7 protein-coding genes are annotated in these 16,744 nt (G+C 56.3%); 2 read left to right on the top strand and 5 right to left on the bottom strand.

Annotation, left to right across the window (positions count from 1 at the left end; translation table 11 throughout):
* Window positions 1–10: 10 nt before the first annotated feature.
* The 5 genes from VH413_06065 to VH413_06045 form a co-directional block, all read right to left on the bottom strand.
* Window positions 11–1,798, bottom strand: coding sequence for a gamma-glutamyltransferase family protein (locus VH413_06065; protein HEX3798250.1), 1,788 nt, complete (start codon window positions 1,796–1,798; stop codon window positions 11–13).
* Between the two features lie 449 nt (window positions 1,799–2,247).
* Window positions 2,248–3,018 (bottom strand): enoyl-ACP reductase, encoded by a 771-nt coding sequence (locus VH413_06060; protein ID HEX3798249.1) that lies wholly within the window; start codon window positions 3,016–3,018, stop codon window positions 2,248–2,250.
* Window positions 3,019–3,337: 319 nt separating this feature from the next.
* Window positions 3,338–5,668, bottom strand: coding sequence for a glycoside hydrolase family 2 TIM barrel-domain containing protein (locus VH413_06055; GenBank protein HEX3798248.1), 2,331 nt, complete (start codon window positions 5,666–5,668; stop codon window positions 3,338–3,340).
* A gap of 4 nt (window positions 5,669–5,672) precedes the next feature.
* Window positions 5,673–6,305, bottom strand: a complete 633-nt coding sequence (locus VH413_06050; GenBank protein ID HEX3798247.1) for a response regulator transcription factor — start codon at window positions 6,303–6,305, stop codon at window positions 5,673–5,675.
* Window positions 6,302–9,379, bottom strand: a complete 3,078-nt coding sequence (locus tag VH413_06045) for a two-component regulator propeller domain-containing protein (GenBank protein ID HEX3798246.1) — start codon at window positions 9,377–9,379, stop codon at window positions 6,302–6,304. The genes VH413_06050 and VH413_06045 overlap by 4 nt, the downstream gene beginning before the upstream one ends.
* 274 nt (window positions 9,380–9,653) lie before the next feature.
* Between VH413_06045 and VH413_06040 the strand changes: the two genes are divergently transcribed.
* Entirely contained in the window at window positions 9,654–12,029 is a 2,376-nt protein-coding gene (locus VH413_06040; GenBank protein HEX3798245.1) for a tetratricopeptide repeat protein, read from the top strand.
* 367 nt (window positions 12,030–12,396) lie between these two features.
* Window positions 12,397–16,674 carry a LamG-like jellyroll fold domain-containing protein gene (locus VH413_06035; protein HEX3798244.1) on the top strand — a complete coding sequence of 1,426 codons (4,278 nt, stop codon included), beginning with the start codon at window positions 12,397–12,399 and terminating at the stop codon, window positions 16,672–16,674.
* Window positions 16,675–16,744 lie beyond the last annotated feature (70 nt).

Below are 16,744 nucleotides of genomic sequence, written 5' to 3'. Positions count from 1 at the left end.
GCCGAATGCTCTAATAACCGATGGCTTCGCCGTCTTTGCGCATTTCGGAGGCGCCCCAATAGACGTGGTGTTGGGCATCCCACATGATGGCCTGGTAGCCGCCGAAGCCGCCAGTGCCCGGCATAACTTTGTAGCCGCGCGTTTGCAAGGCGGCTTTTACGGTGGGGTCAAAGCCGGATTCCATTTCGACGGTTCCGATGCCGGTGGAGGCTTCGCCAGTCGGTTCGGCGTTGCCGATGTGGCGCCAGCGCGCGGCGTCGTCCGCTTCCTGAATGTTGAGGCCGAAGTCAATGATGTCGGTCAGGACCTGGGCGTGACCCTGGCATTGCATGTCGCCGCCCATGAGGCCGAAGCTCAGGAAAGGCTGGCCGTCTTTCATGACGAAACCGGGAATGATGGTGTGAAAGGGGCGTTTGCCGGACGCATAGACATTGGCCGCATTGGTATCGAGCGAAAAAAGTTCGCCGCGATCCTGAAACATAAAACCGAGATGGTCGGCGACGAGGCCGGAGCCAAGGCCGCGATAATTCGATTGAATGAGGGAAACCATCATGCCGTTTTTATCGGCGGTGGTGAGGTAGATGGTGTCGCCGTTGAAGAGTTGTGGATTGCCGGGGCCGATGGCGGGATTGGCTTGTGAGGAATTAATTTCTTTGGCGCGTTCAGCACCGTAAGCTTCGGAGATCAAACCTTTCATTGGCACACTGGCGAAGTGTGGGTCGGCGTAGAATTTTGCGAGGTCTTCATAGGCGAGACGTTTGGCTTCGAGCAAGGTGATCAAGGTATCGGCGGAACCGATGCCCATTTTTTTCAGATCGAAATGTTTGAGGATCTGCAACATCTCGAGCACGGCAAAGCCCTGGCCGTTGGGCGGTAATTCATAGACATCGTAGCCGTGATAGTTGACGGATTGCGGCGTGACCCATTCGCCGTGGAAGTTTGCGAAGTCGGAATAGTTGAGGTCGCCGCCGATGCGTTTGAAATAGGCGTCCATGGTGTGGGCGATTTTGCCCTTGTAATAGGTATCGCGTCCGCCTTTGGCGATGAGCGTGAGCGTGTGGGCGAGGTCGGGGTTTTTGAAAATTTCGCCTTGCTCGGGCGGGTGGCCGCCATGGTCATCGGCGATGAGATAGGTGTGGCGGGCGTTGTCGAGTTCCTCGATCAAATTGCGGCGGCGCTCGAAGGCCATCATGCCGCCTTTCCAATATTTGGCGATGAGTTCGGTGACAGGAAAGCCGTCGCGGGCATAGCCGATGGCAGGAGCGAGGACATCGGTCATGGGGAGCTTGCCGAATTTCTGGTGGAGCGCGAACCACCCGTCCACCGCGCCGGGAACGGTGACGGGCAGCGAGCCGACAGAGGGGATGTGGTTTGTTTGCGGCAAGCCGGCTTTGCGATAAGCGGCAGCGACTTCGGCGCGCATTTTTTCGAGGCTGCGCGAGCGGGCGGCGGGACCGGAGGCGTTGTAGCCGTAGAGTTGATGAGTGTCGGGGTCCCAAACAATCGCGAACAGATCGCCGCCCATGCCGTTGAGGACGGGTTGCATGACGCCCATGATGGCGTTGGCGGCGATGGCGGCGTCCACGGCGCTGCCGCCTTGTTTCAGGATGGCGATGGCGGCGGCGGAGGCAAGCGGTTGCTCGGTCGCGGCCATGCCGTGTTCGGCGATGACGGGGGAGCGCGTGGCCCAGGTTTCACCGGAGTAGCGGTCGCCGCGATTGATTTGGGCGGTGGCGGGGTGGATTGAGATTGAATCAAACAACACCAAGGCGATTAACGTGAGGATGCGTTGTTTCATTTTGGTATGAGATTTTCTATCGGACCAAGGGTCGGGCTTCATGATGGTTGGAGCAACAATTTATTTAGAGGCCGGCTAGTCCGTGAAGGAGAGGAAGGAGATTGGGTGTAGTCATTTCGGCAGTTGGGTTTTTTGCCGGGCGTGGCGATGTAGTATTGAAACGGTGAGGTGGATAAAATTAGGCGACGCCAGTCTCGAAAGGGGCTGGCGGTTTTGTTTTGCGTGATGGTTTTTTTATTCCTTCGGCTGGTAATTGAACGCAGGGGTGGGAAGGCGGTAACGCGCTTAAGGCGCGACTCGCTTCGCTCTATATGGTGGGGGGATTTTTTTGGTGGCTGACCCAGGGTAGGTTCGAAGACGAACCAACCGCTGGGCTTTGTTGCCTGAACCTCGTTGAGGTTCCTGGATAAGGCATCGGAATTAGAAAAGGGACGGAGCGCGGGTTGGACTTACATGCCCATGATTTCGTAGCCGCAATCCACGTAGAGGACTTGGCCGGTGATGGCGGCGGCGCCGTCGCTGGCGAGGAAGGTGCCGGTGGCGCCGAGTTCGTCAGGTGCGACGTTGCGCTTGAGCGGGGAATGGGCTTCGTAGTGTTTCATCATGTCCATGAAGCCGGCGATGCCGCGGGCGGCAAGGGTGTTCATGGGGCCGGCGCTGATGCAGTTGACGCGGATTTTTTTGGGGCCGAGGTCGTAGGCGAGGTAGCGGGTGCTGGCTTCGAGTGAAGCTTTGGCGACGCCCATGACGTTGTAGTGGGGCACAACTTTTTGCGAGCCGTAGTAACTCATGGCGACGAGGCTGCCGCCTTCGGTCATCAGGGGAGCAGCGGCGCGGCCAAGGGCGACGAGTGAATAAGCGCTGACGTCGTGGGCGATGCGGAAGGCTTCGCGGGTGGTGTTGACGAATTCGCCTTCGAGGGCGTCTTTGGGGGCGAAGGCGACGGAGTGGAGGAGCAAATGGAGTTTGCCGAATTTTTGGCCGACTTCGGCGAAGACGCGGGCGATGTCTTCGTCTTTGGTGACGTCGCAAGGCATGAGGAGGGTGTCGGGGCCGAAGGTGCCGGCGAGTTCTTCGACGTTTTCCTTGAGGCGTTCACCCTGGTAGGTGAAGGCGAGGCGGGCGCCGGCTTTGTGCCAGGCTTGCGCAATGGCCCACGCGATGGAGCGTTTGTTGGCGACGCCGAAGACGATCCCAAGTTTTCCGGTGAGTTGTGACATAGCGATATTTTTAATTATCGGACATTAGCAGAGCCAAATTTGCGGGCGGTGGCAAGGGGGAAAGAATGGGGAAATTTGGGAAAGTGCGGAACGCGGAATTGGGGGAACCTCAGGATCGCTGAACTCTTTCATCCCTGCGGGACTTGGGTGGAACGGATGCAAACCCAGCATAAATAGCTGGGCTAAGGATCTGTCGTCCCTGCGGGACTTCGGGGTCGGGCTTTACCTCGGACGGTATCAAAATTCGCCAGTGAAAGAATGCCAGTTTTTGTCCGGGGAGAGCACGCGCTTATTTGGAAAAGTCATAACCGTTCGTGGGTTATTTTTCCTTTGGGGTTTGCGGTAGGGGCGCTAAAATTCCGACGTCTATTCCTTGTCCGCCGGTGGTTTGATGGCAGTGGAGGGCGATAGTGTTGTTGCCGGGGTGCAGCGCGGCCAAGGCTTCTTTGGAAATGTCAAAATCATCGTAGTCGGTGATGAATCCGGGCTGTTTCAAGGCGAGGACGCCGTTGAGATATATTTCGACGTCTTCATCATGGAAGACCTGGAATTTCATTCCGGGAATATCTTCCGCCGCGAGGTTGAAATCCCGCCGCAGCCAAATGTCGGGCGAGTTCCAGATCGTGCCGACATAGATGCCCGGGGTTCCGTCCGTGCCGAAACCGCCCGCGCCATCCCGCCAGCCGGCGGGGTAAAACTTGGGTTTAAACCAGTTCTCTTCCGGCTGCTCGATGGTGTATTTCCAAACGACACGATCGTACAAGGCATCGGCCAGGACGACCTTCTTGGGAATTTCGTTGAAACCACTGTGGTTCGCGGCCAGCAACTGCGCGGGGTCCACCTTGGCCACGGCGCGGTCGTAAGTCAAAAGACCATCGGCCTCGGTTTCCACATCGGTCGTTTGGGTGTACACGGCGGCGCTTAACCCGCGAAGATTGTGCGAACGCCAAACTCGTTTGAGCATGCGGGTATATTGATCGGCAAGCTCGGTGGTATTGGTCAGCAGGACGTAGCCCCAAAAATTGGATGACCACATGTGACCATCCACGCGCACCGCGAGTCCGCCGAATTCGCCGAGCACAGACGCGCGATGCGGTTCGTTGGCGGGAGAATCCGGCCCGGGATAGCTGTGCATATCAATGAGGTCGCCGGCGCGCATATCGGTCCAGCCGCTGGCATTGTCCACGAGGCGCGACGCATCCAATTCCTTCAACCAGCCGGCCAAAGGCTCAGTGTCGTATTGGCCCCAGCCTTCGTTGAATAAAACCCAGACCACGATGGACGGATGATTTTCCAAACTCTTGACGATGTGCAGCACTTCATTTTCAAAATCGCGCTGGCTCGCCACCGTGGCGTTGTTGCCGCTGGGAAAGTCCTGCCAAACCATGAGTCCGAGCCGGTCGCACCAATAATACCAGCGGTCCGGTTCCACTTTCACGTGCTTGCGAGTGAAATTGAATCCGGTTTTTTTCAGGAACTCGATGTCGGAACGCAACGCGGCATCGGTCGGCGCGGTATAAACTCCATCCGGCCAAAAGCCCTGGTCGAGTGTGCCGATCTGAAAAATAAATTGGTCATTGAGCGCGATGCGGGTGAAGCCCTGCGCATCTTTTTTCAACGCGATTTTTCTCATGGCGAAATAACTGGAAACGGAATCCAGTGTCCGGTCGCCGCTTTTCAAAGTGACTTTCAAATCGTAGAGAAAGGGATCGTCCGGCGACCAAAGATGGGCGTCGGGCAAATTGATCGCCAACTCGGCGTTGGGCGCGCTCGTGCCGCGGGAGATTTCTTTTCCCCCGGCGGATACGACCGCCTCGACCGTCAGGTTTTCGGTAAAGCTATTTACGGAAGCCCAGAGGTGGACGGATTTGGTATCCACATCGGGAACAATTTTTACCCGGTCCACGCACATGACCGGCACCGGTTCCAGCCACACGGTTTGCCAGATGCCGGAGGTGGCGGTGTAAAAAATTCCTTCCGGTTTGCGCGATTGTTTGCCGCGCGGCTGGTCGCCCTCGGTCGGGTCGGTGACGCACACTAAAATATCCTCGGCGCCTTTCCAGGTGAGGGCGTCGGTGATGTCGAAGGTGAAGGGATCGTATCCGCCTTGATGCTCGCCGATGAGATGGCCGTTGACCCACACGTGGCAAAGCCAATCTACCGCCCCAAAATTCAAGCGCACCCGGCGGCCATTCCAGGAAGGCGGCACGGCAAACATTTTGTGATACCACAATTTGCTGTGTTCGCCGAAATTCGTCATGACACCGGACAACGCCGATTCGACGGGAAAGGGAACGAGTATCTTTCCGTCTGGCGAGGAAAAGTTGTTCGTCGTGTCGGGCGTGATGGCGTAATCCCAAAGGCCGTTTAAGTTTTGCCAATCGGGGCGGACGAGTTGTGGGCGCGGGTATTCCACCAGGGCATTGGTGGGGCTGACTTCCTTGGCCCAACGGGTCATCAGCGGCGCGCGCGCGGCGTGCCAGGAGTTGGAGTCGGCTGCCTGGGTGGGACGAGGACTGGTGAGAAGGAGCAGGAGAAAAATGGTGATGGCGAATAATGAGTTGGGTTCGCGCAAGGCCGGTAATTGGCAGGGCGAATGTGCCTTGAGGGAATGCGTGATTCGGTGTTTGGATTTTATTTCGGCTGACATTTTTTTATTTGCGCATGAACTTCGCGACGGCTTCGGTCCGCGAGCATACGTGCAGTTTTTCGTAAACGCGCCGGATATAATTGCGCACGGTATGAATGCTGACGCCCAGTTGGTCAGCGATTTCCTTGTAGGCAAGGCCGCCCGCGAGGCCGTCGAGCACGGAGCGTTCACGCGGGGAAAGTTCGGTGGTATTGTCGCCGCGAGTCGCGACGGTGTTGAACGACTGCACGACTTTTCGCGCGATGGAGGCGGACATCGGCGAGCCGCCGTCCTGCACGTCCTTGATGGCTTCGATCAATTTTTTCGGCGAGAGACGTTTGAGGAGATAACCTTTTGCGCCGGCGGCCAGGGCGCGGAAAATTTTTTCGGAATCCTCAAACACGGTGAGCATCAAAACCTGGGCATCGGGCACGATGGCGGTCAGGCGGCGGACACATTCGATGCCGTCCATTTCGCCGAGATTGATGTCCATGAGCACGACGTCGGGTTTATCGTGCGGCAGATGTTCGAGCGCTTCCTCCGCGCTGGCATAGACGCTCTTGCAATGGATTTCGGCGGCCTCGGCGAGGTAATCCTTGATGTGCTCGCGCAAATCGGCTTCGTCGTCAACGATGGAAACACTGATAATTTTTTTCATGGCTTGCCGCTTATTTTGGAATTCAACCGGACGTGGATTTTGACACTCGTGCCGGCGCCGGGGGTGCTCACGATACGGCATTCGCCGCCGATGTCTGCGAGACGTTGGCGCATGTTCACCAACCCATTGCCGCCGCGTTTGCCGCGCTTGCCGTTGCTGGACGGCGAGACGTTTTGGGCATCGAATCCGCGGCCGTTATCGGTGACGGTGATTTCACATTCGAGCGCCTTTACGGTCATATCAATTTTTACGTTTGTCGCGCCGGAATGAGTCAGGACATTGTTCAACGCTTCTTCAAAAGTGAGAAACAAATTATGGCGGGCTTCGGACGAGAGCAAGTGATTGGGCATTTCGCGCGGCAGTTGGACTTCGCACTGAATGGAAGTGTTTTGAAAATATTCGGCGGCATAGTGACTCAAGTAAGTTACTAGATTTTCCAAGGTATCATTGTGAGGATTCACGACCCAGACAATTTCATCCATGGTGCGTAGCAATTCGCGCGTTGTATGCGCGATTGAGGCGATCTTGGTTCCCAAAGGACCGGTCGCCTCGGCGGCGACTTGGGCATGCTCGCTGAGGAAGGAAATTTTGGCGAGCTTGGAACCGATTTCATCATGGAGATCGCGCGCGATGCGCATGCGCTCGCGTTCGACGGATTGCTGCTGCTCGAGGGTCGCGAGCGTGATGCGCAAACGCCGGTGCGAAACTACGCGGACGATTTGCACGATCACCGCGACCACTGCGAGGACGTATAAGCAAATCGCCCACACTTGAAAATAAAGCGGCGTGGGAACGATGAACGCAAAGGTTCTTTGCGCCTCCTGCCATTCGCCGTCGGGATCGCGAATGGCCACGCGAAAACGATAATCGCCATAGGGCAGGCGGCTGTAACGGGCGGAGCGAGCCGAGCCATCATCCACCCAATCGGAGTCGAAGCCATCCAGCCGATGCCGAAACCGAACTTCCGACGGCGCGGTGAAATCCAGGGCGGTGAAACGAATTTCCAGCGAGCGCAAATGCATGGGCGCGCGCACGACGGGATCGTTGGTGGGAGCGGGCATCCACATGCCGCCTTCCAAAAGTGAGATGGGTGTCTGGCCGTTGAAGGTTGCGGTTTCGAGATAGAGCGGAATCGCGGCGGCGACGGTTTCCGATTGGTGCGGGTCCACTTTGAGCACGCCTTCCGAAGTGGCGAACCACAATATGCCTTCTGGCGAACGCACCGAACGCGTTCCGCAAAATGCCGTCGCTGGTTCGGGCAAAGTCTTCGATTCAGAAACCAATTTGCATTCGAGCGGGATGGTGGGATCGCCGAGCGCTTTGGAAACATCGCTCCGGCTGACGCGGTAAATCCCACCGCCGGTTGAAAGCCATAAATTATTTGCGTTGTCCTCGACGATGCCGGCGACGGTGGTGTTGGGCAAACCGTTGTGGGTATTCCAATGAATCGTCGCGCCGTGATCGAGGCAAGTGAGGCCGCCTTCATCCATGCCGATCCAGAGACGCGACTTTTCACCTTCATGCAAAACCAGCACCGGACGCGCGCCGATATTTTGCGACAATTTGACGGCGGACAATTTATTTTTGTCTTCGTGAAGAATGGAACCTTCTTCCGTCCCCAGCCAAAGGCCGCCGGCGGTCGCGGGAATCATCGCTGTCACCGGCGCGGTCGGAAGCCCGGGTGTGGCGGCGTCGAGCTGGATCATTTTTTGATTCGTATAATATTGCAGGCCGTTGCCCGCAGTGCTCGTCCACAAAGTGCCTTCGCCGTCGAGACTCACGGCCAGAACGCTATCGTTGGCCAGGCCGTTGGCAGTAGTGAAATGAATCTCGCGATCGTTTTGCAAACCATACAATCCATCGCCCAAAGTGCCGGCCCAAATCGTCCCATCGCGCGCCACGCAAATGGAGGAAATGAGATTTTGAACCGCCAACCCCGCGCTGTCCACGCGCTCGAATCTTCCGGCTTCGCCGACAAAAAGTCCGCTGCGCAAGAGCCCGACAAAAACTCGCTCGCGCGAATCCAACGCGAGTGCCGTGGTCGAACCCGCGGGCAAACCTTGTCCGGCTTGAAAAACATGAACCGATTGCGGGCGTAATTGCAAAAGCCCTCCGCCCGAAGTTCCCAGCCAAAGATTTCCTTCCGAATCTTCGCAGATGGAACGAACATCGTACGGCCAGCGATTTTCTCCAAGGATCAGCGGTTGAAACCGGCCGTCCTCAAAGCAAAGCAACCCGCGCCCGCTCGTGCCGATCCACAGGCGTCCATCCCGGCCTTCGCACAAGCTCCAGATGCGCACCGAGCCGGAAGCCGAACTGTGAAAATAATTAAAGCGTTTGCCTTCCGCTAGGTTGATCAAATAAGTATCGCCGAACGCCCAAATATTTCCGCTTTGATCTTCATACGCGCCCAAATATTCAGGACTGCGTCCCTGGCTCTTGGCTTGAAAGTCGTAGGGGATGATTCGTCCTTCGACATACTGGCACATGCCCGACCGCGTGGTGATCCACACCGTTCCCGAGCGCGCCACGTGAACGCTGGAAATATATTCATCCGACAAACCATTCGCTTCCGTGAAGCGCTTGAAAGCTTGGCCCGTCCATAAATTCAGGCCAACTTTTCCGCCGACCCAAAGCTGGCCTTTTTTATCGAGCGCGAGGCACGTGACATCATCGTCCAGCAAACCTTGTTCTTTGGTGAAGTGCCGCAGTTTCCCTTGGAAGAATTGAAACAAACCTTGCTGTTGTGTGCCGATCCATAAACCGCCGTTGCTGTCCGCGCACAAGGCGGTCACATACACGGGATTGCTGTCCGCAACCGGTTCTAATTTAATCTCGGTAAATTTGGCGCCGTCAAACCGGACCAATCCCGCGCTGGTTCCGACCCACAAAAAACCGTTGCTGGTCTGGGCCACAGTCGTCACGACCTCCGACGGCAAGCCATCCGCCTTTTGCCAAATCCGCATGGCGCCGGAGGTCGCGGACAAATCCGATTCCGAACCGGCGGCGCGCCCGGTTTGGGCCGCGATCCAGAGCAGGCAAAAAAGCAAAAGTTTATGAATTTGCCGGTTCATACTGAAAACATATCAATCAATTTAGCAGATGCGTAAAGTATTAAGCTATCCTGCGCGGGATTTCACGAGGCCGCACGATTTTCAATTTCCTTTGCCAGTCCCGCACTTTTCGTGTTTGTTCTAAATTAATACCGGCTTTTTAGATGGCAAGGCAGCCAACCAGGAAATGAAACAGTCCCGTTCAAAACGCCCTTCGAAACGAACTCAACCAACGAAGGCTGCGGAAATTTCCATTTCACCCGCACGCCGCTGGATTTTTCGGATCGTGGCGGTGATGCTGGTACCATTGCTGATGCTCGCCGCGTTGGAAGGCGGTCTGCACGTGGCGGGCGTCGGACATGATCTGTCGTTTTTTCTTCCGATGGAAATCAACGGCAAAAGTTCACTCGTCGAAAATGACCGGTTCGGCTGGCGTTTTTTTGGACCGGAGATGGCGCGCACACCGTTTCCCTTCGTCATGTCAAAAGTCAAACCGCCGGATACCACGCGGGTATTTGTGTTCGGCGAATCCGCGGCCTTCGGCGATCCGCAGCCGGAATTTGGGATGAGCCGCATCCTGGAAACTTTGTTGAACGCGCGTTTTCCTGATCGTCATTTTGAAGTGATCAACACCGCCATGACCGCGATCAATTCGCATGTCATCCTGCCCATCGCTCGCGACAGTGCCAAACAGCACGGCGATTTCTGGGTGCTTTACATCGGCAACAATGAAGTCGTGGGACCTTACGGCGCGGGCACAGTTTTCGGAGCCAAAGCTCCGAGCCTCGCGATGGTTCGTGCCGCTGTGGCTTTCAAAGGCACGCGCATCGGGCAGGCGTTCGGCACTCTGGCTCGCCACGCGCAAAACCGAACCGCCAATGACAGCGAGTGGGGTGGCATGAAAATGTTCGAGCAAAATCATGTCCGGCAGGACGACCCACGCATGGCCACGGTTTATGATAGCTTTGAAAAAAATCTGGCTGACATCATTGACGTCGGCGTTCGCAGCGGCGCAAAAGTGGTGGTAAGCACGGTGGCGCGCAACCTCAAGGATTGCGGGCCGTTCGCGTCTGATCATAAACCCGGGCTGTCGGCGAAAGATCTGGCGCATTGGGAAAATTTTTACGAAGAAGGAATTCGCGCCCAACAGGAGAAGCGCATCGCCGATGCCATCAGTAACTATCAGCAAGCTTTGAAAATTGACGACACATTTGCCGAAATTCATTTCCGCCTTGGCCAATGTCTTTTGCTTGCGGGACAAAGTGCGGACGCGAAGCAACAATTCAAACTGGCCTGCGATGACGATACCCTCCGGTTTCGCGCGGATGATCGCATCAATAAAATCATTCGCGACGTGGCGGCCAATTCAAAAACGGCGGGAGTGCAGTTGGCCGATTCGGATGCGGCGATTTGCGCGCAAAGTCCCAATGAAATATCTGGCGAAGAATTTCTTTACGAGCATGTTCACCTGAACTTCAAAGGAAATTATGCCGTGGCGCGCGTCCTCGCGGAATCGGTAGGCAACGCATTTACCGGTGGCGATACGCATCCGTGGCTGACCGCCGACCAATGTGCCGACCGCCTTGGCTGGAACGATTTCACCCGGCGCAAGGCGGACATGGAAATTCTCAGCCGCCTTAGCAATCCGCCATTCAATGAACAAGCCAATCATCGGGAAATTTACGAACGGCTGGTTCAGCAAATCGAACAGCTTCAACCGGCGATGCTTCCTGATGCGTTGCGACAAGACGAATCACGCACCAAAACCGCAGCCGACGCCGCGCCCAGCGATTGGATTCTTCAACGCAACCTCGCGATTTTGCAGCAGCAGACCGGAGACAATGCGGACGCGATCGAATCGTTGCACCGCGTTGTGAATCTTCAGCCGCAAAATCCAGATAATTGGCAGGCGTGGGGTTTGGGATTGGAAGCGGCCAAGCGTGATGACGAAGCCGTCGCGGCATTTCAAGAGGCGGCTCGCTTGCACCCTGAATCCGTGGTCAGCCTAAACAGTCTGGCCGAGCTTTACGCGCGTCAAAATAAAACGAATCAAGCCGCTGCAGAATTTCAGGAAGTCTTGCGGAGGAAACCTTACTGGGGTCCGGCTCATTTAGGATTGGGCAAAGAACTTGAGTTGATGGGCAAGACCAACGAAGCCAATCACGAATTCGAGGAAGCGCTTCGCAACCGAATCATCAGCCCGGAATCATTCAATACGCTGGCCAAGTTTTCGTTTTTGCGCGGCTGGTATGCTGCTGCCGTCACAAATTATTCCGATTCGCTCAAGCTCTATCCTTCCGATCCCGAAACTCATGTGAATCTCGGTTTGGCCTTGGACCAGCTGGGCCGTCGCACGGAAGCCAAAGAGCATTATCAGGAAGCCATCCGATTAAAACCGAATCTCACCGAGGCGCATTTTTGCCTTGGGCTGGAGTTTGGCCAGGACGGGGATGCCGCCGGAGCCGCCGCGCAATTTACTGAAACCGTCCGGTTGAAACCAGAGTTGATCGAAGCGCGTTTGAATCTGGGAATCGCTTTGGCAAATGAACAACACAATCGCCAGGCGATGGAACAATTCAATGAAGTATTGCGCCGCGATCCGAACAATCCCATCGCGCTGGCTCAGATTAAAAAAATAAGCGCACGTTTGGATAAGCCCGCAAACCAGTAATTAGGCCGACCCGAATTTTGGGCCCCTTCTCCACTTTTTCGGGTCGCTTCGAAGTTAGTAAGTCAAACCGGTTTAACGCCGCTAAGTTTCTGTTACTACACAAATTCCGCATAAGCACCCCCCCGGTTTGACGCCGGATTTTAAAGGATATTTTCCGCTGAAACTTTGTGGCCATTTCATGCCACATGACGGAATCGGCTTCCGTGCTATGGTTTTTCAAAGCCTACATGAATCGTTCTGTGAAGCGTCGTCATCTTTGCGCCCCACAGAGGCAACTGGCACGCGTAAAACTAGAATTCAAGCACCGGACATTAAACAGCTCGAGCACTCGACCGTGGATAGCAGATAAAAAACCCGCCGACCAACTATGAAAAAACAACCGACCTGTAACTCATCGCAAACTGGATTTGCGCGCGCAACTTCCAGATTTTTGATTGCCCTGGCGTTGCCTTTGATCGCTTTGGCCAGCCCACTCTCAGCCCAGACCCTAGTGCATCGGTATAGCTTTGCCACTGATGCCACAGATTCCGTTGGCGGTGCTAATGGCACGTTGAACCCGGGCAATAATGCCGCGACCATTAACAATGGCTTAATGCTTCCCGGAACGGGCACTTCCGCCAATCCTTCGGGCTATGTTTCCCTGCCCAACGCACTTCTCACCAACGACACTTCAATCACCGTCGAATGCTGGGTGACCCAGAACACCGCCAACACTTGGGCGGAAATCTGGTCTTTCGGCGTCAACGGCGGCTCAGTCAACTTTGGCTTGATCCCGCATCCCGGCAACAATGGCAATAACATGGAAGTGGCCTTCACGCCCAATAGCAATGAACGCGATTTGCAGACAACTTTTGCTTTCCCTAATAACACGCAGGAATACGTCGCGGTTACTTACAACAACGCCAATCTTACCGGCAGCCTGTTCCTTAACGGGGCTCTGAATGCCTCGACGGTGTTGCCTAATGCGACTTACTCGCCCGGCACTTACAAGACCACCTTGGATACGTTCGGCCTGGATCCGTTCGGCGGCGATGCCCAGTTCAACGGAACCATTGCTGAATTGCGCATTTGGAATGGCGTGGTTTCGCAACGGTATTTGTCCGCCTCCGCTTTGCTGGGGCCAGGCGTCCTGGTTTCAAATGTAACTCCCACGTCGGTGACTCTTAAAACGACTCCCGCGATTGTGATCACGGGAACCGAACAAGCCACAGCTAACGTGACCTTGCAGCAAACCGGCACGAACGCATTGCTCGCGACTCTCGATGCCACTAATTGGACCAGCGCCAATCCAAATGTCCTCTCGGTGAACTCCAGCGGCCTCATTACCGGCGTCGGTGCGGGCACGACCACGGTGAGCGCCACTATCAATGGCACGACCGCAACCAGCGGCAGCATCACCGTCACTCCTCAAACGCTCACGCATCGTTATAGCTTTGCCACCGACGCCACGGATTCCGTCGGCGGCGCCAATGGAACATTGGTTGCGCCCACCAACGGGAGCCCAGCCACTATCTCGAACGGCTTGAATCTGCCCGGCACTACGACCGGTGGGTTTGGCGCTTCCGGTTATGTCTCTTTGCCAAATGGAATCGTTCAGGGCGATAGTTCAGTTACCGTCGAATGCTGGGTGACACAGAACGCAGCCAATACCTGGGCGGAAATCTGGGACCTCGGCAGCAGCACCTCAATTAACTTCGGCCTGATTCCTGTCAGCCCCACGCCAAATATGCGCGTCGCTTTTGAACCCAACGGCGGTGAAAACGATGTGGTGGCTCCCGCTTTGGTTTCCGGTTCGCAACAATATCTCGTCACGACTTACAACAATTCCACCCTCAATGGACGCCTCTATCTGAACGGTCTCCTTGACGGATCAACCACTTTCCCGAACACCACTTATTCTCCCGGTAGTTACGGTGGAACCAATGGCACGACCGAAAACATGCTCGGCAATGATGTGTTCGGCGATGATCAGTTCAACGGCACGATCAAAGAGTTCCGCATCTGGAGCGGCGCAGTGACACCATTGTATGTCGCGGTGAGCGCGGCTGCCGGTCCCAGCGTGGTGGTGGCAAACCTGACGCCTTCTCAAGTGACGGTTTCGGTTTCGAATACGACCATGATCGGAACGCAAACGCAGCAGGCGACGGTTGCGGCCAACTTTGCTGATGCAACGGGCGTCACTGTCACCAGCGCGGCCACTAACTGGACGAGCAGCAGCACGAATATTCTCACGGTCAGTTCCACCGGCTTGATCACCGCTCAAAGCGGCGGCACAGCCACCGTCAGCGCCACCGTCGGCGGCGTAACGGCCACCAGCCCGTCCATTACCGTAGCCTTGACGGCTCCGAGAATTACCAGCCAGCCGGTCACTTTGCAGAGTTTGGTGGTTGGCGATACGGCCAACTTCAGTGTCCAGGCCGTTGGTGGAAATTTGTCCTATCAATGGAGTGATGGCGCGAATGCCATTGCAGGCGCGACCAACGCCACGCTGACTCTGACCAACGTGCAGGTTTCCAGCGCCGGCAATTATACGGTGCTCGTCACCAATTCGCTCGGCAGCACCAACAGCACCATTTCGGTCCTCACAGTTGTGCCTTCGGTTTTGCAACATCGTTATAGTTTCGTGAGTGACGCCTCGGACTCCGTGGGTAATGCAAATGGAACGCTGGTTCCCGGCAATAATCCGGCGACCATCAGCAACGGTTTGATGCTTCCGGGCACCGGCACGTCCGGCACGCCTTCGGGTTACGTTTCTCTCCCCAACAATCTTCTTTCCGGCGACACTTCGGTGACGGTGGAATGCTGGGTGACGGAAAATCAGGCCAACACCTGGGCGGAAATCTGGTCCTTCGGCGTCAACGGCGGCTCGGTCAACTTCGGATTAATTCCTTCGAGCCCAACGCCGAATATCAAAGTGGCTTTCACTCCGAACGGTGGAGAGAATGACATCAATTCGCCGATCTCGCTGCCGGTGGGTTCGCAGCAATACGTCGCGGTCACCTACAACAATGGCAATCTGACCGGCAGCCTCTTCCTCAATGGCGCGCTCAATGCCTCGACGGTGTTGCCAAATGCGACTTATTCGCCGGGCACTTATAACACGACTCTGGATACTCTTGGGTCGGATCCGTTTGGCGGTGACGCCCAATTCAACGGAACCATCAATGAACTGCGTATCTGGAAGGGCGTCGTTTCTCCGCTCTATCTCGCGGTCAGCAGCGTCGCCGGTCCGAGTGTCATCGCGACGAATCTGACGCCCACGGAAGTGGATGTCACCGAGACGAACGCGACGTTGATCGTCGGTCAAACTGAAATCGCGACCGCCACGGCGAACTTCGCCGGTGCGCCGGGTGTCCTGGTGACGCCATTTATCACCAACTGGGTCAGCAGCGCACCGGGCGTCGTCTCGGTGAATAGCAATGGTGTGATCACGGCTGTTTCCAGCGGCTCCGCTACCATCAGCGCCACCTTGGCCGGTGTAACGGGAACGAGCACGGCCGTGACGGTTCCGGCGAGTGCGCCAGTCATCGTGACCGAGCCGGCGGATTCAGACAGTCTTTTGGTGGGCGGCACGCTCAACGCAACCATCGGCGTGGTGGGCAACGAACCCATCACGTTCTTCTGGTTCTTCAATAATGGCGCTCAACCCATCAGCATTTCCACCTCGCCCACTTTGACCATACCAAACGTGCAGTTGGCCAATGCCGGCAGTTATACTTGCTTGGTCAGTAATCAAATCGGCACGATCGGCACGACTCCGCTGGTCCTGACAGTCACCGCGCCGACCACTTATCAGCAGGCCTTGTTGCAACTCGGCCCACTCGGTTACTGGCCGCTGAACGAAACCTCCGGAACCATCGCGTATGACGCCGCTGGTTCTTATAATGGAACCTACGAGGGCCAAATAACTCAAGGTCAACCCGGGCCTACGAATGCGTTCTTCGGTGATTCAAGTCTCTCGGCGTTCTTTGATGGATCAACCAGCATCGTGGATATTCCCGAAGGTCCGTTTAATATTACGAACGCGATCACGGTCGTGACCTGGGTGAACGTGCTGGCCAGCCCGACCCATTTCACAGACGCCTTCGGACACGGCGATACCTCCTGGCGCATAAGCGTCAATCAAAATTCCCCGCCGCAACCCGGCGCCGCCGACGGCAGCGCGCCCGATGTGACCGACGGAACCGGGATTTCTCTCAATGCCTGGCACATGCTTGCCTACACCTATACTGGCGGCGTGGGTGCCGGTCTTGGCACTCTCTACGTGGACGGCGCGCCGGTGGGCACCGAAGACTTCACGGCTCCTCCGATTGGAAACAATCTGGACGTGTGGATCGGCGGCGCGCCTGATTATGGTCTCGGCAACAGCGGGCGCTTGATCCCGGCTGAGATCGCGCATTGCGCCATTTTCGCTCATGCCCTTTCGGCGGAGGCGATTCAGGGGCTTTACAACGGCGTATTCACCGCCCCGGTGTCGTTGACGATTACGCGTTCCGGCCAGAATGTCGTCATCACCTGGCCAACCGGCGTCCTCTTGCAGGCACCGACAGTGAATGGTCCGTGGACGACGAATTCCGCCACCTCTCCGTTCACCACCTCGGCGGCGAGTGGGACCGAATTCTATAAAGTATTGGTTAGCCACTAAAATGCGGCAGTAACGATTAGCAAAGACAATTCAACGGCGGTCGGGGCTTCGGCCCCGGCTGCCATTTCCA

It is taken from the genome of Verrucomicrobiia bacterium (assembly GCA_036268055.1).
GTDB lineage: Bacteria > Verrucomicrobiota > Verrucomicrobiia > Limisphaerales > Pedosphaeraceae > DATAUW01.
Note: the sequence above shows the minus strand (reverse complement) of the source record. Positions and strands in the feature narration are given on the sequence as shown.

What these genes read in the sequence shown, in the direction of transcription:
- VH413_06065 (HEX3798250.1), bottom strand. Translation starts at nt 1,798, where the DNA reads ATGAAACAACGCATCCTCACGTTAATCGCCTTGGTGTTGTTTGATTCA.
- VH413_06060 (HEX3798249.1), bottom strand. Translation starts at nt 3,018, where the DNA reads ATGTCACAACTCACCGGAAAACTTGGGATCGTCTTCGGCGTCGCCAAC.
- VH413_06055 (HEX3798248.1), bottom strand. Translation starts at nt 5,668, where the DNA reads ATGTCAGCCGAAATAAAATCCAAACACCGAATCACGCATTCCCTCAAG.
- VH413_06050 (HEX3798247.1), bottom strand. Translation starts at nt 6,305, where the DNA reads ATGAAAAAAATTATCAGTGTTTCCATCGTTGACGACGAAGCCGATTTG.
- VH413_06045 (HEX3798246.1), bottom strand. Translation starts at nt 9,379, where the DNA reads ATGAACCGGCAAATTCATAAACTTTTGCTTTTTTGCCTGCTCTGGATC.
- VH413_06040 (HEX3798245.1), top strand. Translation starts at nt 9,654, where the DNA reads ATGCTGGTACCATTGCTGATGCTCGCCGCGTTGGAAGGCGGTCTGCAC.
- VH413_06035 (HEX3798244.1), top strand. Translation starts at nt 12,397, where the DNA reads ATGAAAAAACAACCGACCTGTAACTCATCGCAAACTGGATTTGCGCGC.